Origin of the sequence: Pseudonocardia oceanicola, assembly GCF_047200735.1 — a bacterium.
GTDB lineage: Bacteria > Actinomycetota > Actinomycetes > Mycobacteriales > Pseudonocardiaceae > Pseudonocardia.
In genome coordinates this window covers 69,718-92,628 of the sequence record NZ_JBJZON010000005.1, presented here as the reverse complement: position 1 = coordinate 92,628, position 22,911 = coordinate 69,718, and the positions used below count along the sequence as shown (strand labels likewise).

At 70.6% G+C, this 22,911-nt stretch carries 26 protein-coding genes; 11 read left to right on the top strand and 15 right to left on the bottom strand.

Annotated elements, in window-relative coordinates:
- Positions 1–54: 54 nt before the first annotated feature.
- Positions 55–621, bottom strand: coding sequence for a L,D-transpeptidase (locus tag ACL02T_RS10065; protein WP_412830364.1), 567 nt, complete (start codon positions 619–621; stop codon positions 55–57).
- Positions 622–820: 199 nt separating this feature from the next.
- Between ACL02T_RS10065 and ACL02T_RS10060 the strand changes: the two genes are divergently transcribed.
- The 9 genes from ACL02T_RS10060 (at position 821) to ACL02T_RS10020 (ending at position 9,016) form a co-directional block, all read left to right on the top strand.
- On the top strand, positions 821–1,201 hold the full coding sequence (locus tag ACL02T_RS10060; protein WP_412830363.1) for an ArsR/SmtB family transcription factor: 381 nt from the start codon (positions 821–823) through the stop codon (positions 1,199–1,201).
- A complete protein-coding gene (locus tag ACL02T_RS10055) occupies positions 1,194–3,440 on the top strand; it encodes a heavy metal translocating P-type ATPase (protein ID WP_412830362.1) in 2,247 nt (748 codons plus the stop codon). The genes ACL02T_RS10060 and ACL02T_RS10055 overlap by 8 nt, the downstream gene beginning before the upstream one ends.
- Before the next feature lie 155 nt (positions 3,441–3,595).
- Positions 3,596–4,327, top strand: a complete 732-nt coding sequence (locus ACL02T_RS10050; protein WP_412830361.1) for a methyltransferase family protein — start codon at positions 3,596–3,598, stop codon at positions 4,325–4,327.
- Between the two features lie 51 nt (positions 4,328–4,378).
- The gene (locus ACL02T_RS10045) at positions 4,379–4,684 is read left to right on the top strand and encodes a hypothetical protein (protein ID WP_412830360.1); all 306 of its coding nucleotides are present in this window, start codon (positions 4,379–4,381) and stop codon (positions 4,682–4,684) included.
- A gap of 692 nt (positions 4,685–5,376) precedes the next feature.
- A complete protein-coding gene (locus ACL02T_RS10040; RefSeq protein ID WP_412830359.1) occupies positions 5,377–5,895 on the top strand; it encodes a hypothetical protein in 519 nt (172 codons plus the stop codon).
- A gap of 377 nt (positions 5,896–6,272) precedes the next feature.
- The gene (locus tag ACL02T_RS10035) at positions 6,273–6,926 is read left to right on the top strand and encodes a thioredoxin family protein (RefSeq protein ID WP_412830554.1); all 654 of its coding nucleotides are present in this window, start codon (positions 6,273–6,275) and stop codon (positions 6,924–6,926) included.
- Positions 6,927–6,936: 10 nt separating this feature from the next.
- A complete protein-coding gene (locus ACL02T_RS10030) occupies positions 6,937–7,410 on the top strand; it encodes a MerR family transcriptional regulator (RefSeq protein ID WP_412830358.1) in 474 nt (157 codons plus the stop codon).
- 469 nt (positions 7,411–7,879) lie between these two features.
- A complete protein-coding gene (locus tag ACL02T_RS10025) occupies positions 7,880–8,824 on the top strand; it encodes an arsenic resistance protein (protein WP_412830553.1) in 945 nt (314 codons plus the stop codon).
- A gap of 21 nt (positions 8,825–8,845) precedes the next feature.
- Positions 8,846–9,016 carry a hypothetical protein gene (locus ACL02T_RS10020; protein WP_412830357.1) on the top strand — a complete coding sequence of 57 codons (171 nt, stop codon included), beginning with the start codon at positions 8,846–8,848 and terminating at the stop codon, positions 9,014–9,016.
- A gap of 339 nt (positions 9,017–9,355) precedes the next feature.
- Here ACL02T_RS10020 and ACL02T_RS10015 read toward each other — a convergent pair whose 3' ends face one another.
- The 4 genes from ACL02T_RS10015 to ACL02T_RS10000 form a co-directional block, all read right to left on the bottom strand.
- The gene (locus ACL02T_RS10015) at positions 9,356–10,489 is read right to left on the bottom strand and encodes a site-specific integrase (protein ID WP_412830356.1); all 1,134 of its coding nucleotides are present in this window, start codon (positions 10,487–10,489) and stop codon (positions 9,356–9,358) included.
- A 131-nt stretch (positions 10,490–10,620) separates the two neighbouring features.
- A complete protein-coding gene (locus tag ACL02T_RS10010; RefSeq protein WP_412830355.1) occupies positions 10,621–11,325 on the bottom strand; it encodes an alpha/beta fold hydrolase in 705 nt (234 codons plus the stop codon).
- A gap of 22 nt (positions 11,326–11,347) precedes the next feature.
- Positions 11,348–12,115 carry a class II aldolase/adducin family protein gene (locus ACL02T_RS10005; protein WP_412830354.1) on the bottom strand — a complete coding sequence of 256 codons (768 nt, stop codon included), beginning with the start codon at positions 12,113–12,115 and terminating at the stop codon, positions 11,348–11,350.
- Positions 12,112–12,540, bottom strand: coding sequence for a RidA family protein (locus ACL02T_RS10000; RefSeq protein ID WP_412830353.1), 429 nt, complete (start codon positions 12,538–12,540; stop codon positions 12,112–12,114). The genes ACL02T_RS10005 and ACL02T_RS10000 overlap by 4 nt, the downstream gene beginning before the upstream one ends.
- A gap of 84 nt (positions 12,541–12,624) precedes the next feature.
- Here ACL02T_RS10000 and ACL02T_RS09995 point away from each other — a divergent pair, with 84 nt between their 5' ends.
- Positions 12,625–13,320 carry a FadR/GntR family transcriptional regulator gene (locus ACL02T_RS09995; RefSeq protein WP_412830352.1) on the top strand — a complete coding sequence of 232 codons (696 nt, stop codon included), beginning with the start codon at positions 12,625–12,627 and terminating at the stop codon, positions 13,318–13,320.
- Here ACL02T_RS09995 and ACL02T_RS09990 read toward each other — a convergent pair.
- From ACL02T_RS09990 to ACL02T_RS09960, 7 genes are all read right to left on the bottom strand, one after another.
- Positions 13,304–13,897, bottom strand: coding sequence for a TetR/AcrR family transcriptional regulator C-terminal domain-containing protein (locus ACL02T_RS09990; protein WP_412830351.1), 594 nt, complete (start codon positions 13,895–13,897; stop codon positions 13,304–13,306). The genes ACL02T_RS09995 and ACL02T_RS09990 overlap by 17 nt on opposite strands.
- Before the next feature lie 15 nt (positions 13,898–13,912).
- On the bottom strand, positions 13,913–14,680 hold the full coding sequence (locus ACL02T_RS09985; protein ID WP_412830350.1) for an FAD-dependent monooxygenase: 768 nt from the start codon (positions 14,678–14,680) through the stop codon (positions 13,913–13,915).
- Entirely contained in the window at positions 14,680–15,318 is a 639-nt protein-coding gene (locus tag ACL02T_RS09980) for an FAD-dependent oxidoreductase (RefSeq protein ID WP_412830349.1), read from the bottom strand. The genes ACL02T_RS09985 and ACL02T_RS09980 overlap by 1 nt, the downstream gene beginning before the upstream one ends.
- Before the next feature lie 591 nt (positions 15,319–15,909).
- Positions 15,910–17,148, bottom strand: coding sequence for a DUF1173 family protein (locus ACL02T_RS09975; RefSeq protein ID WP_412830348.1), 1,239 nt, complete (start codon positions 17,146–17,148; stop codon positions 15,910–15,912).
- 124 nt (positions 17,149–17,272) lie between these two features.
- Entirely contained in the window at positions 17,273–17,512 is a 240-nt protein-coding gene (locus ACL02T_RS09970) for a hypothetical protein (RefSeq protein ID WP_412830347.1), read from the bottom strand.
- 46 nt (positions 17,513–17,558) lie between these two features.
- Positions 17,559–17,786 (bottom strand): hypothetical protein, encoded by a 228-nt coding sequence (locus ACL02T_RS09965; protein WP_412830346.1) that lies wholly within the window; start codon positions 17,784–17,786, stop codon positions 17,559–17,561.
- A 289-nt stretch (positions 17,787–18,075) separates the two neighbouring features.
- On the bottom strand, positions 18,076–18,798 hold the full coding sequence (locus tag ACL02T_RS09960; RefSeq protein ID WP_412830345.1) for a hypothetical protein: 723 nt from the start codon (positions 18,796–18,798) through the stop codon (positions 18,076–18,078).
- Positions 18,799–19,069: 271 nt separating this feature from the next.
- Between ACL02T_RS09960 and ACL02T_RS09955 the strand changes: the two genes are divergently transcribed.
- Positions 19,070–19,459 carry a permease gene (locus tag ACL02T_RS09955; protein WP_412830344.1) on the top strand — a complete coding sequence of 130 codons (390 nt, stop codon included), beginning with the start codon at positions 19,070–19,072 and terminating at the stop codon, positions 19,457–19,459.
- A gap of 590 nt (positions 19,460–20,049) precedes the next feature.
- Here the strand turns inward: ACL02T_RS09955 and ACL02T_RS09950 are convergent.
- The 3 genes from ACL02T_RS09950 to ACL02T_RS09940 are packed head-to-tail and all read right to left on the bottom strand — an operon-like array spanning position 20,050 to position 22,779.
- Positions 20,050–21,024 carry an LLM class flavin-dependent oxidoreductase gene (locus ACL02T_RS09950; RefSeq protein WP_412830343.1) on the bottom strand — a complete coding sequence of 325 codons (975 nt, stop codon included), beginning with the start codon at positions 21,022–21,024 and terminating at the stop codon, positions 20,050–20,052.
- A gap of 13 nt (positions 21,025–21,037) precedes the next feature.
- Complete coding sequence (locus ACL02T_RS09945) at positions 21,038–22,261, bottom strand: MAB_1171c family putative transporter (protein WP_412830342.1); 1,224 nt, start codon at positions 22,259–22,261, stop codon at positions 21,038–21,040.
- Entirely contained in the window at positions 22,258–22,779 is a 522-nt protein-coding gene (locus tag ACL02T_RS09940; protein WP_412830341.1) for a hypothetical protein, read from the bottom strand. The genes ACL02T_RS09945 and ACL02T_RS09940 overlap by 4 nt, the downstream gene beginning before the upstream one ends.
- Positions 22,780–22,911: the final 132 nt, after the last annotated feature.

Below are 22,911 nucleotides of genomic sequence, written 5' to 3'. Positions count from 1 at the left end.
AGAGGCCCCCACGACCGACGCCGTGATCAGCGGCGTGTCCTTCTTCGCGCCGAGTCAGGAGGCCCGCCGGGCCGCCAGCTCCTCCGAGGCTTTCACGACCTGCACCTGGTCCCCGATCTGCAGGTCGTTGAACCACGCCTCGGCATCCGCGGGCTCGAGGTGGATGCAGCCGGCCGAGTCGCGATCCGGGCTGCCCCCGTGAAAGGCGATCCCACCGTCGGCGAAGAACACCGACCACGGCATCGGGGCCGGGTCACCATTGGGCAGTCGGGACTCCTCGCTGAGGTGGTCCTTGTCCTTGCGGTAGACCCGCAGGGAATGACCGACCGGGGTTTCCTCACCCTCGCCCCCGGAGGAGATCCGCACGGGCCCGCGGACGATCGTGCCGTCCCGCAGCAGCCACGCCTGCTGCGATTCCAGGTCTACACACGATCTGGCCGACACCGAGCACGGCGTCCCCGGTACCAGCGGTTCGGCGTGCGTCGCCTGGGCCGCCGGCGACTCGGCCGAAGCCTGCCCCGCCACGACCGCGCTGGCCGCCAGAACGATCCCCAGCCCCACACCGAGCCGGGCCCTGACCCCGAACCGCACCACGTTCACCCACATCTCGCTCGCCGGCATTCAGGGACGTCGGGCTTCCTGCCGCCGCTGGGAAGCCCGACGTCCCGCAGGAGCAACGCGCGAACGGCCGTGCCGGTACTAGGCCGGACGGGTCAAGTCTCGCGGCTGGGCCTTCGCCTCGGCATCACGTTGGGTGGCCAGCTCAGCCGGTCGACATAACACTAGACATCGACATAGCAACGAGCGTTAGTATGTCGATGTGACCGAGCCCGATGCCTGTGACCTGTTGTGTCTGGACCTGCCGCACGCCGAGCGGATCCGACAGGAGGTGCCGGAGCTGCGGGCCGTGGAACCGTTCGCCAACGCCGCCCGGGCGCTCGGCGACCCGACCCGGCTGCGGATCGCCGGAGCATTGCTCGCCGGCGAGGAGCTGTGCGTGTGTGACGTCGGCTGGATCGTCGGGCAGGCCCAGGGGCTCGTCTCGCACCACCTGCGGCAACTCAAGGTCGCCGGCTTGGTCGAGTCCCGCCGGCAAGGCCGCCTGGTGATGTACCGGCTGACCAGTCGGGGACGGGAGCTGGTCGAGGTCGTGCTCGGGGATCGCGCAACCGAGAGCGGGAAGGAGCAGGTCCATGGCTGACGCGTGCTGCGGCCCGGACCCCGGCCCGGCGAACGCGCCCGGAGCCGACCCGGTCGAGACCGCCCACGATCGCGCAAGGCTGTGGCAGGTCCGAGAGCTGCAGCTGGCGCTGGTCGCGGCGGCGGTGCTGGGAGCCGGCTGGTTCCTGGATCGGGCCGGAATCGCTTCACCGGTGGCGATCGGCGTGGAGGCCCTGGCCGCGATTGTGGCGGCGTCGACGTTCGTACCCGGCGCGCTGCGCAACCTGCGGCGCGGCCGGATCGGGGTCGGCACCCTGATGACGATCGCGGCGATCGGCGCGGTCGCGCTCGGGCAGGTCACCGAGGCGGCGCTGCTGGGCGTCCTGTTCTCGATCGCCGAGGGGCTCGAGCACTACGCGGTCATGCGGACCCGGCGCGGGCTGCGCGCCCTGCTGGGCCTGGTGCCGCCGACCGCCTCGGTCCTGCGCGGGGGCGCGGAACGCCAGCTCGCCCCGGATCAGCTGGTCGTCGGGGATGTGATGCTGGTCCGGCCCGGTGAGCGGGCCGCGACCGACGGGATCATCCGTTCCGGGCGCACCAGCCTCGACGTCTCGGCCATCACCGGTGAGTCGGTCCCGGTCGAGGCCGGGCCGGGTGACCGGGTATACGCGGGCGCGATCAACGGCGGTTCGGCCCGCATGGGCGCGATCGAGGTCGAGGTCACCGCGCCGGCCGCGGACAGCTCGCTGGCCCGGATCGTGCACATCGTCGAGGAGGCGCAGGAGCGTAAGGGTGCTGGCCAGCGGCTGGCCGACCGCATCGCCCGACCGCTGGTGCCGGCGATCATGGTGCTGGCGGTGCTGGTCGCCGGTATCGGGGCGCTGCTCGGCGACCCGCTGCTGTGGCTGGAACGGGCACTGGTCGTACTAGTCGCCGCCTCGCCGTGCGCATTGGCGATCTCGGTCCCGCTGTCAGTGGTCGCGGCCATCGGGGCGTCGAGTCGGCACGGCGCGCTCGTCAAGGGCGGCGCCGCGCTCGAGGAGCTCGGCCGCATCCGCGCCGTCGCCCTGGACAAGACCGGCACACTGACCCGCAATCAACCGCAGGTCGTCGGCATCGTCCCGGCCGCAGGCGTGACCGAGGCGGCCGTGCTGGCCTGCGCCGCCGCTCTGGAATCGCGCAGCGAGCACCCGCTCGCCGCGGCGATCCTCGCCGCCGCCGGTGAACCGGCGCGAGCCGCTGACGACGTCGTGACGGTGGCCGGACACGGCCTGACCGGCACGCTCGACGGCGAGACGGTGCGGCTGGGCAAGCCCGGCTGGGTGCCCGCCTCGGAGCTGACCGGGGCGGTGGAGCGCTGGCAGGGCGAGGGCGCGACGGTCGTGCTGGTCGAACAGGCCGAGCGGCTACTCGGGGCGATCGCGGTGCGCGACGAGCTGCGCCCCGAGGCGACCGAGGCCGTCGCGCGGCTGCGCGACCTCGGCGTCCGGGTCGCCATGCTGACCGGGGACAACCGCCGCACCGCGGACGCCCTGGGCGCGCGGGCGGGGATCGACACCGTCCACGCCGAACTGCTGCCCGAGGACAAGGCACGGCTCCTGCCGCAGATCGCCGACGGGCGGCGAATCGCGATGGTGGGCGACGGGGTGAACGACGCCCCGGCCCTCGCGACTGCCGACGTCGGGATCGCGATGGGGGCGATGGGCACCGACGTCGCGATCGAGACCGCGGACGTGGCGCTCATGGGGGAGGACCTGCGTCACCTGCCGCAGCTGATCGGGCATGCCCGCCGCGCTCGCGTGATCATGCTGCAGAACATCGGGCTCTCCCTGGCGATTATCGCCGTCCTGGTCCCGCTCGCCGCGGCCGGTGTCCTCGGGCTGGCCACGGTGGTGTTCGTCCACGAGCTCGCCGAGGTACTGGTCATCCTGAACGCGGTGCGGGCCGCCCGTGCATCCCTGCTGCCGGGCCTGGCCGCGGCTCCGACCGGACACGGCCGGCACCACGTCACGGTCGCCCCGGGACCCGTCGTCGCCGATCCCTGCTGTGCCCCGACGAGGCCGGTCGATCCTCCGGCGCTGCCACGTCCCGTCGACCGGCCCTCGACGATCAGCCTGTCGGGCAGGTCCCTCCCCCTGATCGATCCGACCGAAGACCCGTCGGCCGGCGACGACCTGTGCAGCTGTGGCGACGGTTGTTCCTGTTGCCAACCGCAGGCGCAGGTGGGTGCTCAGGAGTCTCGCCGGACCCTGAGGCTCGCCACGGTGACCGATCCGTAGGCCTCGCGACCCCGGGTCGACTCGGCGGGCGCGATACACGGAGCCACAGCCATGCCCGTGGCTGCCAGACACACCTCCCGGAGCACGTGGCGCTTCGGGACGGCAAGGGTGAACCGCGCACGAAAGCGTTGCGCGGGTACGAAGAGGAGGTCAGCGTGGTCGCAGCGGGATCGGCCCTGGGCCTGTACGCGGTCGGGGTGATCGTGACGTTCGGGGTGCGCACCGTGCTGCACCGGCGCGCGACCGGGGACAGCGGGCTGCGGCGTCCTTCCGGGGTCGACCCCTCGGACGCGCAGTGGTGGGGACAGGCGCTGTTCGTGGTCGCGCTGGTGGCCGGAATCCTCTCGCCCCTGGCGGTGCTGACCGGGCTTGCGGACCCCGTCCAGGAGCACCTCGCCGTCACGGTAGCCGGCGCCGTGCTGGCGCTGGCCGGGTTCGGTCTGGTCGTCGTGTCGCAGGGGCAGATGGGCCGGTCCTGGCGAATCGGCGTCGACACCGGTGAGCGGACCGAGCTCGTGTCCGACGGCGTGTTCGCCCGGGTCCGCAACCCGATCTTCACGGGTATGGTCGCGGCGCTGGCGGGCCTGGTGCTGATGGTCCCGACCTGGCTCGGACTGCTGGCGGTCATCGCACTCGTCGTCGCGGTCCAGCTGCAGGTCCGCGCAGTGGAAGAGCCCTATCTGCTACGCACGCATGGCCCGGCCTATCGCGCCTACGCCGCGCGAGCGGGGCGCTTCCTTCCCGGCATCGGACGGCTACCGATGGCCGATGGCCCGGAGCGGTCGGCGGGCCGGGCGCGTCGAGCTACCCGTCCTCGAATCCGACTTCCTGACCGTGCGGGCCCGGCACACCGCGAAGGCAAGGCTGGCACTCAGGTGTCGCTGTAGCAGCGGGCCTGCTTGCGAAGGCACGATCTTGGGGACGAAGGACGAACCAGCATGCATATAGAGGTACTCGTGATCCCGGGCTGTCCTTACGAAGGCGTTGTGGTCGAGAGGTTGCGGAAGGCGCTAGATGTGACCGGCCATCAGCGGGTGGCGGTGACGGTACGGCGGGTCACTGCTGACAGCCTCAGCGACGAGCCGGCATTCCGGGGCTCCCCCACCATTCTCATCGACGGGGTCGACCCCTTCCCCTCGCCCATCACCGGTGAGATAGGCCCAGCCTGCCGGGTCTACCCCTCAACGCAGGCAACCACCGGCGCACCGACTGTGGAGCAGCTGCGCGCGATCCTGGAGCGCTGAGTAACACCACTCACCGCCAGTTCTGCGGTCCGCCTCGAGCTGTGTGAGGGGAGCACCGGCGGCTGGCTTCGGCTGGAACACCCGCGGCGTACGACCGACGACATCGCCTACGACACGCCGCCGGCCACCCTCTCGCGGCGTGACCGGCTCGACGCCACGATCACCGAGATGCCGCCCACGGCAAGTACGCGCCGGTTGGGGTGTCTGCGCGGGGTCTCGACGTTGACCGCGTTCGGGCTCGCCGTGGAGATCGGTGACTGGCAGCGGCTGACCGGCCGGGCGAAGCGGCGCCCACGACGACGGTTATGGGCACCGCTTCACCCTGCCCTTGAGAGACCGGGCCCAGCCGGCCCCTTCGTCTCGCGCCGCGGCGAGGGCCTCGCACTCGTGTCGGGCGGCCTTGCCCAGCCCGATGATGTTCAGGCTTGGTACTAGGGAAGTTCTGGTCAAGGGGATCAGCAGGAGCCGCAGCCCGGGCCCTGGCAGCGCGCGACGACACAACCGATCTTGATGGCGGCCTGCGACACCAACAAGTTCTCGGGCGGTCGCCACGACCGCCCCTGGTAGGTAGTTCTCGAGCTCACCCGCCCGGGGTGACGGTCCATCAGCCAGCTACGTCCATTCTTCGACGATGGCGCATACCGCGATCGGGACGCAGCCGGGATGAGCGCCGCGGCGAGCGGGAACTGGGTGTGACGGCTTCCCCGGGACGAAGGCTGCTGCGCCGGACTGTGCTAAGCCATCATCGGTGGCAGACCGAGCGAGATCTCGCCCAGTCCATCTACGGCACCGTCATTGGTGCGGCCGCGATCGCTATCGGCAGCACGTATGCCGACCTCGGTCAGATAGTCCTCACGGTGGTCGTGACGGTGGCGGTCTATTGGGCTGCTGAGCGGTACGCCGAGCTTCTCGCGGCTGCCGTTCATTCGGCTGGTCGCCGTACGCGGGTGCTGGCGGCTCTGCGGCATGGGCTACCCGTCGTCGAGGCGGGCCTGACCCCGCTCGTCCTCCTGGTCGTCCTCGCGCTGCTGACCGGGCGGGTGACTTTCGCAGTCTTCTCCGCGCTCGGGCTAGCCATCCTCATGCTCGGCGCGTTCGGTCACGCGGCGGCGCGGCGAGCCGAGGCGACCCGGTTTCAGGCGCTGGGGTGGAGTCTGTGCAGCGCGGCGCTGGGAGGGGTGGTTGTGGGCTTGAAGGTGCTACTCCACTGAAGGTCCGGTGCCTAAGAGCAGCCGGGCGCCGCAAGGACGGTTTCAAGAAGGCGCTCTACCGCGGTCTGTAACGCGCCGGCCAGGAACGCCACCGTACCGCGCGGCGCCTAGGTGTGGTGACCCGGGACGTTGTTGACATGGCCGCAGGCGTGTCGGGGGCTCCGGCCGCAAGGCGGTCGCCTCCGGCGAGCCCGGACCGGCACGCCAACCCCGGGCCCTTCGGTCCGCGCCGCCGCGAGACCTCCGATCGCCGATGGTCGTCAAGATCTAGCGTCAGCTGTGACCCGCGCCACCTTGCAAGCTGTACCTAGGTACGGGCTTAGCGTCGTGTGCAGGAGAGATGCTGGCTGGGTTCGGAGGTTAATGTGTTGGCGCTCGTGGTCACCGAACAGAGCTTCGGCGAGGAGGTCGAGCGGGCAGAACACCCTGTCGTGGTCGAGTTTTACGCCTCGTGGTGCGCGATCTGCCGGCGGATGGCCCCGTTGCTGGACGAAGTGGCGGCCGAGTTCGCCCCAGGCGTGCAGCTCGTGAAGGTCGACGCGGAGGCCAGCCCCGGGCTCGTCTCCCGGTTCGAGGTGTCCTCCACCCCAACGCTGCTCGTCCGTGATCGCGGCAAGGAGTTGGCACGGATGGTCGGAGCACAGCCGGTCGAGCTGCTGCACGGGCTGTTCGAGGTCGCGGCGGCGCGCACAGGTGGCCTCGAGCAGGACAGCTGGGTGCCCGGCGACGTGTGCACCCTGCCGAGTGGGGATCAGCCGGCGCGGCTGGCTGAGTTCGAGGAGCTCTTCCGGTCGGTGCAGGGCATAGAGCGAGCCGACCGATCCTGGCTGCGGTTACGGCTAGCCCGTGCTGACGACGTGGAGCTGTACGCCCGGGAGCTGACCGCGAAGGAGTCGCAGTGCTGCTCGTTCTTCGACTTCACCATCGCGCGCGACGGCGCCGGCCTGGTGCTCGACGTCCGCGTGCCGGCAGACAAGGCTGGAGTCCTGGACGGTCTAACAGAGCAGGCCCGAGCCGTGGCCAGTGTGTGAGGGGGCCGGGATGCGATCCGGGGAGTTGGCCGCCGCGGCCGGGGTGAACGTGGAGACGTTGCGCTATTACGAGCGCCGCGGCCTGCTGCCCGAGCCGCCTCGGACCCTCGGCGGGTTCCGCGAGTACGACGAGGACGCCGTCGCGCTGCTTCGGGTGGTCAAGGCCGCGCAGCGGCTGGGGTTCACCCTCGACGAGGTCGCCGAGCTACTCGATGCCGGCCGTCGTCGGCACCCGACCCCAGATCTGCAGGCGCGGGCCCGCGCCAAGCTGGAGGAGGTCGAGAGCCGGATCGCCGATCTGGGACTAATTCGGGACGGGCTGCGGCAGGTGATCGAGGCACGCTGCGACAGTCTGACTAACTGCACTTGCCAGGCGTGCCCGGTGCCGTTCGTCGAGCTCTCCAAGCTGCGCCCCGACGCACACGACGCACAAGCCATCCCGCGTCCGAATCGAGCCAACCACGCCGCTAGCGGGTTGCAGTGAGCGGGGAGGGCCTGGCGGCGAGGCCATCGTCCGGTCCGCTGAAGCGGAGCAAAATTCTGGCCGCGCTGGCGGTCCTAGCCTGCGGCGGCTGTTGCGCAGTGCCGTTGCTGGTGCCCCTAGGACTGCTCACCGCCGGTGGGGTGGCGGCCGCGACGACGGGACTGCTCGTTGTCTCCGGCGTCCTGGTCGTCAGCGCCGCCGGTCTGTGGCTGCTCCACTACCGACGACGGAGAGCTGGCCAGGAGCAGGCCCACAGCTGCGGTGGCAGGTCCTGCTCCTGCTCGAGCTCGGCCTAGCCGGGGACCATCAGCTTTCCGGCGTCTGCCCGGAGGGGAGTATGGGCGAAACGGGCGGCGCTGCCCGACAAACACAGGTTGATCAGCGCTGCCCGGGTGGGCCGCGGAAGGCAGGCGCAGTGAGCGAGCCCCGGAACGGCACGACCGAAGCCGGTGCCGGCGCGGCGGAGTGGATGGAGCGTCACCAGGTCCCGATCTACGTCGGGGCGATCCTGGCCGGAGTCGTGGTCGGCCTCCTCGCTCCCGGGGTCGGGCCGAGGCTAGAGTTCGCGATCAATCCCGTCCTTGGACTGCTGCTCTACGTGACGTTCCTGCAGGTCCCCGCCCGCGACCTGCTGCGCTCCCTACACGCCGGGCGGTTCCTGGGCGCGGCACTGGTCGTGAACTTCGTGGTCGTCCCGTTGGTCGTGGCCGCAATGCTCGGTTTCCTCCCGACCTCCCAAGCCATCCGCCTGGGCGTGCTACTCGTGCTCCTCGCGCCCTGCGTGGACTACGTCATCGTGTTCTCCAGGCTGGCTGGCGGCAGCAGCGACCGGCTCCTCGCAGCGACCCCGCTGCTGCTTGTGGCCCAGATGGTGCTGCTCCCGGTGTTCCTGCTGCTGTTCCTCGGCGCAGGTCTGGTCGAGGTCGTCGAGATCGGCCCGTTCGTCGAGGCCTTCCTGGTCTTGATCGTGATCCCGCTGGCCCTGGCCTGGCTGACCCAGGCGTGGGCGGCGCGGCATCGCACCGGGGCGCGGGTCGCGGACGCCGCCGGGACACTGATGGTGCCGCTGATGGTGGCCACCCTGCTCGTCGTGGTTGCCTCGCAGGTTCCAAAGCTGGGCAGCGACCTGGTGGCGGTCGCGACCGTCGTCCCGTTCTACGCCGTGTTCCTCGTGATCATGGCGTTCCTCGGTCTGCTCGTCGCCCGGCTGTTCCGGCTCAGCGCGCCCGACGGGCGTGCGATCGTGTTCACCGGGGCAACCCGAAACTCCCTCGTCGTGTTGCCGCTGGCCCTCGCGCTGCCCGACGCCCTCGCCATCGCACCGGTCGTGATCGTCACGCAGACCTTGACCGAGATCATCGGCATGGTTGTCTACGTGCGCGTCGTCCCACGGCTCCTGCTCTCACAAAGCTGAAGCACCCCCCGCCCTCGGCAATTGCGCGGTGCTCCGGCGCTTGGCGCCGAGAACGAGCTGTTCGCCTACATCGACGGCGGTGGCGGCGAGCCGGTCGCGCAGCTCGCCGACCTGGGCGGCGGCGGCCTCGGCGAGCTCCTCGGCGCGGACCAGCCGGTCCTCGAGGGCGGCCAGTTGCCCTTCGGAACGTAGCTGTTCGCGGGTCGCGGCGGCGGCATCGGCTTCGGCGCGCTGCTGGGCGCCGGTGGCCTCGGCGGCCGCGGCCAGCGCGGTGTCGCGGTCGGCCAGCGCGGCCCGGGTGGCCGCGCCGATCTGGCCGTCCCCCAGGTCTTGCCGTCCTGGCAGTACCGCGCCCGGTTAGCCCGCCCGGTGGTCGGCGGGATGAGGGCGCGGCAGCGCCGGAACGCGCACAGCCGACCTCCCCGCCGCTCCCGGGAGGTGCGCCGGCTCGGCAGGAGTTGCCATAACGCCGCAGGGCCGGGTGGGCTCAGCGGTGATCGCCTGGTTCTCGGGCGCAGCAGGCCGTCAGTGTCAGAGGCCGAGCATGGTGGCGGCGTTGTCCTCCCAGGCCTGGTGGATCCGCACGTACACCCCCACCGAGGCCAGTGAGCGGTGCCGGGTCTGGTGGGCGATGGCCCGGTCCGAGGCGCCGCGCAGGTGGGCGTAGGTGACGAATCCGGCGCGCAGCGAGTGCGCCGACCAGGGCCCACCGCCGATCCGAGCGCGGGCGATGGCATTCTGCACCAGCACGTTCACCGACTCCGGGTGCAGCCCGCGGTCGGCGGGCCGGTTGGCCTTGGTGACCTTGCGCAGCACCGGCCCCGTGGTGATGGCAGCGGCGTCCAGCCAGGCGTGCAGGGCGGTGACCGGGCAGCGCTCCGGGCGGCTCGCGCGGGGCAGGACGACGAGCTCGGCGACGGTGCCGGTCTGGTTGGTCTTCGACCGGGGCAGCTCGAGGACCAGCCCGCGGGGGTGCTCGGAGACATGGTCGACGGCCAGGGCGGCGAGCTCGCTGCGGCGGAGTGCGGCGAAGAACCCGACCAGCAGCAGCGCCCGGTCCCGCAGCCCGGCCAGGTCGGGCTCGGGGGGTCGGGTGCGGAAGTGGCGCTGGTCGGGGCAGGCGGCGACGACGTCGAACAGGTCCGGCGGCATGAGTGGGGCGGCCTGTTCAGGTGGGGCGCCGTGGGTGCGGCGGATCCCCTCCCACACCGCCGACACCCGAGCCCCGGCGGCGGGGTCGGGGTGGTCGGCGAGCTGGTGGGCGAACCGGATCGCCGAGAGCCGCCGGCTCAGGGTGCCGACGGCGTGGCCGCGTCCGGCCAGGTCGGTGAGGTAGCCGGTCAGCGCGGCCGGGCCGGCCGGGAGCGGGGTCAGGTCGCGGGTGGTGCACCAGGTGGTGAAGTCGGCCCAGTCGCTGCGGTAGCCGCGCAGCGTGTTCGCCGCCCGTGCCGCGGCGACGTAGCCGGCCTCCTCCGCGGTCAGCGGCACCTCGGCGGCGAGCGCGAGCGCGGGTCGCCCGGAGCCGGAACCGGCCGGGTGGGCCGGGAACTTGAGGTCGGTCCGCTCCCCCGCCGCCGCCCCCGAGACGTCGCCTGACGTTATGACAGGTTCCTCGGCTCCTCCCCGTCCCGCGGGGGCCGGGACGGTCGAGGAGTGATCACGCACGGGCGGAGGCTAGCCGGGCCCACTGACAGTCCCGGCTCGCCGCGCCGAGAGCGTCTCGGGCTCCTACTAGATGGGATTCCCGGCATTATCGCGTGTGCCCCGATGATTCAGGATGACCTGCAGAGCCGACATCAAGCCGTGGCCTCCTCGAGTCCTAGGAGGAGTTCCGCAGTTCGGGCGGCGTGGTGGACGTGTAGGTAGTGGGCTGCGTCGGGCCATGAGGTCACGGTGGCGCCGTCTGCCTCGGCCTTGTCTGCGGTCTCGGCGAAGAACGGGACTGCGGCGCCACGGAGGTAGGTGATCGGCACGTCCGCCTGCTTCTGCGGGCTGGGCAGCGGTTCGCGGTGGGTGAGGACGGGCATGGGGGTGCATTTGCGGGCCATCCAGTCCCGGTCCGCGGGCTCGACGATCCCGAGTATGGCAAGGTCGACCGGTGGCCAGCCCCAGGGGTGCTCGGCGGGTGGCTCGCCGAACAGGCCCGGGAGCTCGGGGAGGATGTCGAAGGCGGCCTGGCCGGGTTCGGGGCGGAAGGCGTCGAGGTAGACCACCCGCGCGAGGCGTTCGGGGACCCGGCCGAGCACCCCGGTCACGACCATGCCGCCGTAGCTGTGCCCGACGAGCACGACCTCGGTGAGGTCCTCCCAGTCGAGCAGACGGCTGATGTCCTCGATGTGGGTCGACAAGCCGATGTCGGGACCCGCGAGGTGACCGCGGTCGCCGAGGCCGGAGAGGGTCGGGGTGAGGACGCGATGTCCGGCGGCGGTGAGAAGTGGGCGCAGGCGCGCCCAGTTCCAGCCGCCGGCCCAGGATCCGTGCACGAGGACGAAGGTCGCCATGGGGTCTCCAGTCTGGGGTCGGTCACTCGTCGAGCAGGTCGGGGTGGGCGTGGACGATGTCGTCGAAGAGGATCTGGAAACTGAAGCGGGCGAGTTTCGGGCTGCCGAACTGGGTATGGGCGAGTCGGGCGGCGGCGTCGTCGAGGTAGGCAGGGGTGCCCGCGGCCTCGGCGAGGAGCTGGACCTGGGCGGCTCGGTCGAAGCTGATGAACCAGTAGGCGGCCTCCTCGACGCTGCCGCCGACGGTGATCACGCCGTGGTTCTGCAGCACGACGGCCCGGTTTCCGCCGAGCGCTTCGGCCATCCGGCGCCCTTCGTCCTCCTCGAGTGCGAGCCCGTTGTAGTCGGTGTAGGTGCTCTGGTCCTCGAAGAACGCGCAGGCTTCCTGCACCACCGGGCGCAGGGGTGCGCCGAGGGCGGCGAGCGCTCGGCCGTGGATCGAGTGGGCGTGTGCTGCGGCGACGACGTCGGGGCGCAGGTCGTGGATCGCGGAGTGGATCACGAAGGCACCGCGGTTGACAGCGCGGGTGCCCTCGACGACGGCTCCGTCGCGGTCGACCAGGACGAGGTCCTTCACGCTGATCCGGCCGAAGGAGACGCCGAAGGGGTTGACCCAGAACTTCTCGGGGTCCTGCGGGTCGCGGACGGTGATGTGGCCTGCGACGCCCTCGTCGTAGCCGAGGCGGCCGAACAGCCGTAGCGCCACGGCGAGCTGCTGTTTGCGGTGTCGGCGCTCATCGGCCACGGACTCGAAGGTGGGTGCGGGCGGGATGCCCAGGGCCTTGGTCATGCGCGGTTCTCCTCTCCCGGGACGGCGGCGAGGCCGTCCACCTCGATCAGCCACTCGGGGAGGGCGAGCGTCGCCACCCCCAGCCAGGTGCTGGGGACGAGCGGGAGCTCGCCGCCAAAGGCCGCGCGGGCGGCTTCGAACACCGGCTCGACGTGGGCTGGGGACGAGTCGACGACGTGGATCGTGTACTTGAGCAGGTCGCGCGGGCGACCGCCGGCCGCCTCTAGGGCACGGCGCAGGTTGCCGAAGGCCTGTTCAGCCTGGGCGCGCAGGTCTCCCGGTCCGACGAGTTCGCCGCGGGTGTCGAGCGCCACCTGCCCGGCGATCGCGACGAGGCGGGACCCGGGCTCGACCATGGCGACCTGCGAGTACAGGTTCATCACCGGCGCGACGAGGCTGGTGGGGTTGAGGTACTGGACGGTCACGCTCTACCTCGATTCATCAGGTCATCAGACAACTTGGTGGACGGACGCAGCGGTGTCAATAGGTAGGGTCGTAGTCTGGGGGCTGTGATCGAGGACTGGCGCCCAGCCGCGCCGCCCGAGCGCCGTCCGCTGGTCGACCAGGTCATCGCCAGCCTTCGCGACCTGGTCGGATCTGAGGGACTGCAGCCCGGCGACCGCTTGCCGAGCGAGCTCAAGCTCGCTGAGCAGCTCCAGGTCGGTCGGTCGACTCTGCGCGAGGCGATTCGAGCGCTCTCCCACGCTGGCGTGCTGGAGGTGCGGCACGGGAGCGGGACCTTCGTCGCTCGATCCGACGGCGCGGAGCTCGCCGAACGGGTCGCCGCGGCGCGGGTGCCGGAGGTGTTCGAGGTCCGTACCGCACTCGAGGTCCTCGTCGCGCAGGTTGCCCCCGTACGGCGCACGTCTGCCCAGGTGGCGGAGCTCCGTGCGGCTCTCGCGGACTGCCGTGCGCACGCGGAATCGGGGGACGTGGCCGCGTTCATCGAGGCGGACTCCCGGATCCACCGGATCGCCGCCGAGGCCACCGGGAACACCGTGCTGGCCGAGCTGTACGAGTTCTTGCGCCGGTCGATTGAGCCCGCGCTCGTCGTCGTCGCTGACCTGGTGGAGCTGCAGCGGGCCAACGACCGCCACGAGGTGTTGATCGACGCCATCGAGTCGGGGGACGCCGCGGCGGCCGAGGCGGCCACCCGGGCACACCTCGCGGAGACGATGTCGTTGCTGGTCAGGTCACGCCGCTGAGGATCAGGCGTAGGCCGTGCTCGAAACGGTCGTCGAACCGGTCGTCCGCGAGGTGCGGGAGCGCGCGCCGCAAGGCCGGGTGGCCTGCAGGATCCAGCATCCCCGCGACCTGGTCGGCGACGGGACCTGGCGACCCCTGCTCCTCCTGCACGAGGCCGAGGGTGAAGTAGATCAGTGTCCAGCCCGTCCAGCCGGCCGTCCGCTCGTCGAGGTCGCCCGTGAGCAGTGCGTCCATCAGGTGCTCGGCGTACCGGAGTGTCGCCGGCTCCGCGCTGAACGTGCCCGCGACTACTCGGGCGCCGTCTCGATGGGCGAGCAGGGCGGCTCGGTAGCGGCGCAGCAACTCGCAGGTCCGGTCCCGCCATGGACTGGGGAGATCGTCGAAGGTGATCTCCTCGAGGATCGCGTCTGCCACCAGCTCGACGAGTCGTGCCTTGGTCTTGACGTGCCAGGACACTGTGTTCAGCCGGACGCCGACCCGGCCGGCCACGGCGCGCAGGCTGAGCCCGTCGATCCCCGTCTCCTCGAGCAGCCCGATTGCCGCCTGCACGATCTCGGCGCGACGGTCGCTGGGCACGCCCGCGAGCGTAGGTCACCGCGGCAGGTCCGCTGCATCGCCCGCCCAGGCGGCATGCCCGTCCGGACGGACCAGCACCGCCTCGACCTCCCTCCATTGCGGACGGTCGACCGGGGCGAGTTCGTGGATCGGGACGTTCGAGCCGGACTGAGCCCGGCCGGTCGCGTCGAGCACCACGGGGCGGCCTACCCGGAGTGCAGTCAGCACCCGGCCGCCGTCAGCCAGGGCGAGGTCGGGCACCCGGGCGCCGACCAGGTGGTGGGCGCCGGCAGGAGCGGGGTAGCGAACTCGCAGGCCGGAGAGACGCTCGGCGAGGCTACTCGCCAGCTCGGTCGACTCGGCGACCAACTCGCTCATCAGGGCGCGGAGCTGCCTGCCGTCTGCCGAGAAGTCGGTCATCAGCGCCGTCTGCGCCTGGGTGCTGCGCAGCAGGTCCCGTCCGACGGGGTACCGCTCGGCCTCATAGCTGTCGAGCAGATCGTCCGAGGCCGAGCCCCGCACGGCCGCGCCGAGCTTCCAGCCCAGGTTCATGGCGTCCTGGATGCCGACGTTCATCCCGACACCACCCGCGGGCATGTGCTGGTGCGCCGCGTCACCCGCGAGCAGCACGCGACCAGCCCGGTAGCGCTCGGCCTGACGGGACGCGTTGCCGAAGCGGGACAACCAGGTGGGCGAATGCATGCCCCAGTCCCGACCCGTCAGCGTCGCGGTCCTGCGCCGTACCTCTTTCAGCGTCAGCTCACCCGGCCAGTCGGTCCGGACATCCTCCTTCGCAATCCCCACTAGCCGGTACAACCCGCCGGGTAGCGGCACACCGAGGAGTTGACCTTCATCCGACCACTGACTAAGGATCGGCGGATCGGGCCGTTCCCGCAGTTGGACGTCGGCGAGCCAACCCAGACACGTCGACGAGGACCCGGGAAAGCGATGCCCGCTGCCCTGCGCACCGTGCTGTGGACGCCGTCGCACCCCACGACCCAGCCCGCCTCGACGACGCCCCCCTCCGCACACCGGACCGTCACGCCATCGGGATGAATGTCCAGAACCTCCACCCGGCGGCCGCGGCGCACGTCTGCCCCGAGCCGACGCGCGTGTTCCTCGAACAGCTCCTCGGTCCGGGCCTGCGGCAGAGCGAGCGTGAACGGGTAGGGAGTGTCCAGGGCCGTGAAGCCCAGCCGTGAGTCCAGCACTGCGAAGTGGCCGGTCGGCACCCGCATCCCTTCGCTTAGCGCCGCCTCCGCCATGCCACGGGAGTCCAGCACCTCGATCGTCCGCGGATGGATCGTCAGCGCCTTCGAGTTCGGATCCCGCTCCGTGCGCTGCTCCAGGACGACCACATTCACCCCGGCCGTCCGGAGCTCGGCCGCAAGCCACAAACCAACAGGGCCAGCTCCGACCACTACCACATCCACTGACTCCACCGTGCCTCCTTGGTCGATGACCAAGAGCGTAGGTCAGTGACCAAGGACGTGGCTAGGTGCACGTGGGCTCCGCCCTCACGACCCAGCGGGTTCGGCGAGCGATAGAACGCCAACGCACGGGCGCATCATCACCGGGAAACGACCGCGTACCTCGGCTGCGACAAGACCCCTCACCCGGACGCCGAGGTTTCGAGGCAGCAGCTGTTGAACTCGTTCGCCTCGAGCGGTACGGCCACACCACACCCACAATGGCCCGTAATCGTCTGGACGCCCCCGCTCCAGCGCGAGAGGCACTGACCAGGAGGTGGGCTCATGCGCCCGACGGCTTGCACAGGAAATGGGCGTCGCGCGCCGGCTGCGCCACCCCGACCGCCGAGCCGGCCACCGCACCAGCCGTGTTGTCTTCGCTGACCTTCCGCCCGTCCCTCAGCCGACGGGCAGTTGCCGCGCCGAGCCGCGGGAAGGATCACTTCCTCCCGCGGCTCGCGCATCAGACAGAGCTGCTCTGTACGCCAGGTCGTGCCCCGAGGGCCGATGCCATCTTCCGTCCGATCGGTTGTCTGTACGCATGAGCCTCGCGCCTTCCGCGCGTCAGGGGGCTGCCGCGCTGGGCGGAGGGCCGACGACCTCCCACTCCAGCGATAACCTCTGCTCGGCCACATCGTGCTCGCGTTTGGCCCTCTTCCGGGCCTCGTAGGTGGCGCGCCCGGGCACGCCCCAGAGTTCGACAGAGGTGGGCGGGTCGGTGTCGAGCAGCACGAAGTCCGGGAAGACCTCGTTGTGGGAGTCGTAGTGCAGCGGCTTGAGCACGCGCCGACCCGCCGCTATCAGATGATCGGCCATCCGTACCTCGTAGCTCGAATCCGCGGGCAGGTAGCAACGGTTGGTCAGCATCGCCGCGCCGTCGATCACGGTCAGGTTCCCGGGCGCGGTACGGTCCACGACCAGGAGCAGGACCCGGCGGGCGCCCTCGGGGAGCTGCTCGGCGAACGCCTGCGGATACGCGCGCCGCAGCCCGTCCCGGACCGAACTGCTCAGGTAGAGCGGGGTGCGCTGGTGGCGCAGCAGGATCCGCCATCCATAGCGGGTCTCGCCCAGCTCCCGCAGCTCTCCGAGCACCAGACCGCGCCGCTGCACACCGGCCTGCCTGCCTATTGCGGTGGAGTGGGTGCCGAGGCGGGCGGTGAAAGCGTCGAACTCGGCGTTGTGCGCGGCTGCGTGTTCCGGTCGGTACGGCGCGATCACATGCAACACTTCGGCAAGCGGGTTCTGCGCGAGCTCGGTCTCCGCGGCCGCCGTCTGCAGCGCGGCGTGGCAGTCGGCCCACCGGCGGCTCGTGTCCGGGCCGTACAGGTGCAGGCTGGCGTGCTCCCACAGGTAGTGCAGCAGACCCACCTGCGACATCGCGCGTCGTGACCTGCCAGAGCTGCGCGGCCTGACGACTGCCGCTTGGTCGGCTTTGGGGAGGCTTGGGGCGAGCTGGATATCGAGGCGGATCCGGACCGCGGCAGGCCCGCCACCACTGATCGCCTCGCTACTGTAGCCGGCGCGCCCCGTCAGGTACGGGGTGGTGCGGAAGAACCAGCAGCCCGGGGAGTGCTGGTCGCCCTCGCCGGGCCAGCACGCCAGATGAAAGCGCCCGGCGCGCAGCCGGATGACCAGCCGGCGCCCCTCTGCGTGGCACAGGCACTCGGCGTACCCGACAGTCTCCCGGGCCTGCGCGAACAGGGCACTGTGCCGCGACGGTTGAGCCCGCAGCTCGGAGAGCGCGACTACGTGCCCGGCCAGCCGCACCTGGCCGGTTCGTGGCGCTGACGCGCGGTCGCTCACCTGCCCGATCATGCTCGTCTCCGGCGGTACGGAGGTTTCTGTCGAGCGACGCTTCCGGCCAGTCGTGTCAGACGTTGTGGCACCTGGACGGGCCCGAGCAGCTGATCGACCGGTGACCGCGGGCTCAAAGGTCGAGGGCGGCCCGCAAAGCTCCATCGACCCGGGCCAATGTCGTGGCGTCGACCGTTCCTTCTTGCTTGCCGACCCAGGCGCGGTAGATCCGGCTCAGATCACCGGCGTAGGCCCAACCACGCCCGTGCACGGGAATCGCCAAGAGATCGCCGGGGTCGCGCTCGCGTAGCTCGATGCCGAGCAGCCAGGGCCGAGGCGAGTCGTTGATGCCGTCGCTGGACAGCAGAAGCACTGTGCGCTGCTGGTCAGGGGTCGAGGGCCGGGTATAGGAGCGAAGCTCACCCCGCCGCACGCAGGTCGTCCTCTGCCGCGGCCAGATCGGCGTCGTCCGCCGCGGCATCCACAGCAGCGTTGCCCCACTCGGTCCCGGCTCCCAGCCGGACCGCCTCCCGGCGGGCGGCGGCAGACAGCCACGCCGATGTGGAGATGCCGGCCTTCGCTGCCGCGGACTCGGCCATTGTGAGCGCCGTCTGATCGAGCGAGAGCGTCACCTTGCGAGTCGCCATACCAATGACCGTACCGCATGCCCGCTGAACCGACTTAAAACACGAGTCCCCGGGCCTCGGGGCCAGCGCCGCGAAGCATTCGTCATCGTCAGAACGCTGCAACGGGCCCGGCCGCCGACCACGCGATGCGCCCTTTACGAACCCGGTACGTCTGCGAGGAAGCGATCGAGGGCTCGCGCTGTGGTGGGGATCTCTGCGGTGAACGCGTCCTCGTCGCCCTGGGCGCGCTGGGTTCGCGTGCGACGAGGCCAGGTGGTTCGCGGCCCCTCGCGGGTGCCGGCGAGAGCGTTCACGCCGTTACCGCCGCCGACCGGAAGCCCGGGCAGTGGCAGCTGTGGTCGTTGGTATCGGGGTCGATCGAGCGGCAGGGCACGCCGTCCGGCGCGTCGGCGAGCTGTTCCCCGTGCGCCCAGGCACGGTGCCAGCACTCGGCGCAGTACGCCCCGAGGGTCGGGTGGACATCGCCCCGAGGAGGCCTTCCGCCGGCCCTGCGTCGGGTCAGGGCGTAGTGCTCAGCGGTGCCGCGGTGCCACACGCCGCGCGCGATTGCCGGCGGGAAGTCCGGCTGCTCGCGCAGCTCGTAGAGCCGCTGCCGAGAGAGCGGCTTACCGGGCTCGCCGAGCAGCTCCCGGAACTCGTCGACCCCAACTACTTGGGCGCGGGTGTCGCGCTGCTGCTCCGCGCGCGCCCGCAGCTGGTCGAGCGTGAAGCCCTCCAGTGAGGCGGTCTGCAGGGCAAGCCCGCTCTCGGCCTCCTCGCGTGCGGCGGCCTCGAAGCGCGAGAGGACCGACCCGAGCGGCTCACCCCGGGGGGCGGGCAGGGAGAGCATCCAGGTCACCTGCTCGAGCAGGCCGGGGCCGGTGGCGTGAGTGCCGGCTACCCGGGCACGGCTGTTCGAGGTGACGCGAGCGGCGGCGCGATCGCCCAGGCGCATGAGGTCGTCAGCCGGCTGAGGCGGGTCGACGAGGACGGTCAGAGTCAGCGAAAGCCAGGTCTCGACGACGGGTGCCACGGCGCGAGCTTCCCGTTAACCCTGACAATCTGTCAAGGGTTATGTCGTTCGCAGGTCGGGCCGGCGCATTCCGTCGAGGCCACCGAGTCGTTGCTCCACGCCCCCACATGGCTACGCGGCCGCCGGCAGCCGCTCGCAGGTAATGCGCCCCCAGCTCTCACGGAGCACGTAGCGGCCGCCGCCGCAGGCTGAACCGGTGAAGCAGGTCAGCATCGTCTTCGAGTGCCCTCGAGCTGCCAGCACAGCGCCGCGTACCCGCTAAGGTGGGAACGTGGCCGGTTCTGACGATCTCGAAGAGCGGGTGTCCGCGCTCGAGGCCGAAGTCCGTCGGCTCGCCGAGCGGGTTCAGCACAGCGAGCAGGACGCCGCCGCGGCGCGGGTGCTCGCCGGTGGAGCCGACCGCGACGTCGCCGAGGTCCGCGGCGAAATCCGTGAGTTTCGCGAGCAGAACAATCGCGTCCTCAACGCCATGCGCGATGACCTCGCCGACATGCGCGGGGACTTCGCCGGACTCCGGGGCGTGGTGTCCGAGCTGCGCAGCGAGATGCAGGACGGCTTCACCCAGATCCGCGGTGCGCTCGACGCGACGGCCGCCGGCCAGCAGCAGATCACTGCCCTGCTGACTCGGCTGATCGATCCCGACCAGTCCTCGGATCAGTAGGACGGCAGCGCTGGGATAGGGCTGCCCCCAACCCGGCACAGGACGCCTGCCGCCGTCACGTTCGTGCACGGAGTGCCAAGACCCAGTGCGCCGGTGGCTCTGCAAGGTGCAGTTCTGAGCGTAGATCCGGCTGTGCCCCCTGGAGCGGGCGCCGCTGCGCACCGCTCCCCCGGGCTAGATGGATTCCCCGCTGATCCCAGCACGGTTGTCTCGGCGCCGACTGCGCCTGCGCGGGACGCGGCCCTTCGAGCCGGGCACCTGATCCTTACGGGGGCGCTGCACCCGGCCGTCCCGATGGGCCCTGGGCCAGATGTTACGGGCGGAGTTCGACCGGCTCGGTCCGGCCACGATGAGGGTGAGCGGCGATGACCAGCTGCACCCCACCGAGCCCCGGGCCTTGAAACTGCGCAGACAGTGCCTAAAGCGCGCCGTCCTCCCGGCGCCAGTTCGCCGCCACCCCGCCCCCCACCGCGAGATACCCACGCCGTCCGGGCTGAGGACCTACAGCAGGCCCTGCGACCACCGCGCCCTGCGACAAACGTGCATGCGGACACCAGGCAGCAAGAGGAAACCAAGGGCCGGGCGCGGCTTCACGCGTGAGGTCCCGAACGAGCGCAGATCTCATAAGAGCGGCATCGCTCGGCGTGATCGTAGATCGGGCTCGTGATCATCAACTCCTGGCAGCTCGTCTTGTCGACGAGATCCTGCAGCTGAGCGAGGACGGTGTCGCCCGAGCCGACGACGTAGCCGTCCATGGCCTGCCGAACGATCTGCTCCTCCTCAACGGTGAAGGGGTGCGCGCCGGCCTCCTCGGGTGTGGGCAAGAGGGTGCGCTCCTTCCTGCTGCGTCGAAGGAGCCGGAGCTTGACAGATCCCGCGAGCCAGCGTGCGCGCACGTCGGTGTCAGCGGCAATAACCGGAACGCTCAAGATGTCCTGCGGGTGGGTGGCTGTTCCGTGTGCGGCATGGAAGGCGCGGCGGTACTCCAGCAACGCTGTGTCGATGGTCCCGGGGTTGAGGTGGCCGGCGAAGGCGTAGGGCAAGCCGAGCTTGCCTGCCAGCCGCGCGCTGTACTCAGTTGATCCCAGCAGCCAGACCTCTGGCTTGTTGCCCACAGCGGGCACGGCAGAGGCGTGACCGTCGAGGGCAGGCGCGAAGTGGGAGAGCAACTCGTCGAGCTGTTCCTCGAACGGCTTCGCGGTGCGCTCCGACGCGGGCCGGACGCGGTCGACTACTGCCCGCCGCCCGCCGAGAGCCCGGCCGAGGCCGAGGTCGATACGCCCGGGATGGAAGGCTTCCAACGTGCCGAACTGTTCGGCCAGCACCAGAGGCGAGTGGTTCGGTAGGAGCACGCCGCCGGAGCCGACCCTGATCCGCTCGGTCAGCGAGGCGATGCGCTCGATGATCACGCTGGTTGCCGAGCCGGCTACTCCCGGCATGCCGTGATGCTCGGGGACCCAGTAGCGCCGGTAGCCGATTCGGTCGGCACGTTGTGCCAGGTCGAGGGTGTTCGCGAGGGCTTCTCGAGCAGTTGATCCCTCGACGATGGGCACGGTGTCGAGCACCGAGAGCGGCACGCTAATGGGTCGCGGGAAGCCCACCGATACCCTCCTCCGCTTCGCCGGTGCTGGCCTTTTCGAGCTCGCGACTGACCCTGGTCATCCACCTGGCCCTGTCTCGCCACTTTCCGTCGAACTCGGGCTCGAGCTTCGGGTAAGGCGGTAGCGGGGTCTGGTACTCACCTCCGGACCATCGGATACGGCGACTGGCGGCCAAGGTCGTCAAGCCGTCGTCAATGGTCTTCGCGGCCTGCTGGGGGTTAGCGATCCCGCTAGGGTCCGCCGGGTGCTGTGAGCAGTACGGCGCCAGATGGGCCAGGCCATCGGTGATCTCACTCATGAGTTGTTCGCAGCGGGCAGCGGTGGCGGTCAGGCCGCGATCACGGGTCTCGTGCGTCTCCGGCAGCACGATGTAGGGGAATTCGTCGGTCAGGCGTTGCCAAAGCGGGTGGAGTCGCCGCACGTACACACGCCGGTGCAGGTCGTCGACACCGTCCCGCATCCGCGGGACCAGGGCGGCCAGGGGCGCAGCCGCCAGACCCGCGGCGAGCGTGATCTGCCCGCCGAGCCTGCCGACGTTGTACAGCGTGGTCAGAACCGGCCACTTCGAGCCCGGGAAGGCGATGTAGAGGGCCTGGCGCAGGAGGACGATTCCGTCGACGCCGACCTCCATCGCCCCGGCGCCTCCGACGACGAGCATGACGGCGATGCGGGCCCAGGCATGCCGCAGGTCCTGCAAGAAGCGGACCGCCCGGACAGTACCGAGGACCCAGAGGGCGAAGGGCACAGCCGACGAGCTCAGGTAGAAGACGATGTTCTGCCAGGTGCGGTAGTCCTCCGGGATCCGCGGATAGTGCCAGGTACCAGGTGGTGCCATGTACTGGACGAGCAACATGACAGCCATCGCTGCGGCGATCATGCCGAGCTCCCGTGTGGCCTGGCGCCATCTCTCGGTGAGGTTCCCGTCGGCAGGGCCGACCAGCAGGAAGAAGGCCGCGAAGCTCCAGATCATCACCGCCCAGGCGATGTTGCTGAAGTGCACGACGTCCAGGGCTTCGTGTAGCGGTTCGAAGATCCCGAACGGCAGGCCGAAGGTCACGACGAAGGCGATGCTGCTGACGCCTACCACGAGGACTCGCAGGGGCAGATCCTTCGGGTGGCGCAGCAGCTGGCGCCATTGCCACGCCGCGACTGTCACCAGGACAACTGCCGTGGTGATCGAGAAGGAGAGCTTGACGTTCATGCCCAGTCGCTGCGCCTGAGGCCGAAAGCCGCGGCCATGTTGTGTTCGGGGTGGTGTGCGGGCAGCGCGAGGCTGTCGGGTCGGGCCCGCCGCCGTGCCATTCGAGCGAGCATGCGGGCGCCGGCTTCTGCCTCCCACTCCTGCCAGCCCTCGTAGAGGCTGGGTCTCGATGGTCCGGGATCGTCGCCCTCGTCGAACGGGGTCCCGCAGGTCAGCGCTGCGTGGCCTGAGAGGTGGTCACGGACGAGATGGATGACCTCGTGGTAGATCACGGTTGCCTGCTGGGCCGTCGGTGCTGTGCGCTCGTAGAGGATTCTGTCGCGGTGCTCCTGGACGACGAGGTGTCCGATCGAGGTCGTCGCACCGAGATCAGCGGCTTGGAGCTTGATGGGGCGGCCGCGCTGCTCGGCGAGGCGACGACACAGTTCGTGGGGTGTGAACGGGGGCCGGAGCGCGAGCTCGGCGAGGAGGTTGCGACAGAAGTTCTGGAGTTGCCCAGAGCTGAGCTGGTGCGCCACCCGGGCCTCCCCTGCTTCAGCTGGCCGCTTGAGTCGAAGGAGGCCGAGACCCCATCTACATGTCTTGATCATGCTATTGGCGTCATCGCTGCGTGAGCACTGTGAACGTCCGATCGGTGGACGCGGATCGAG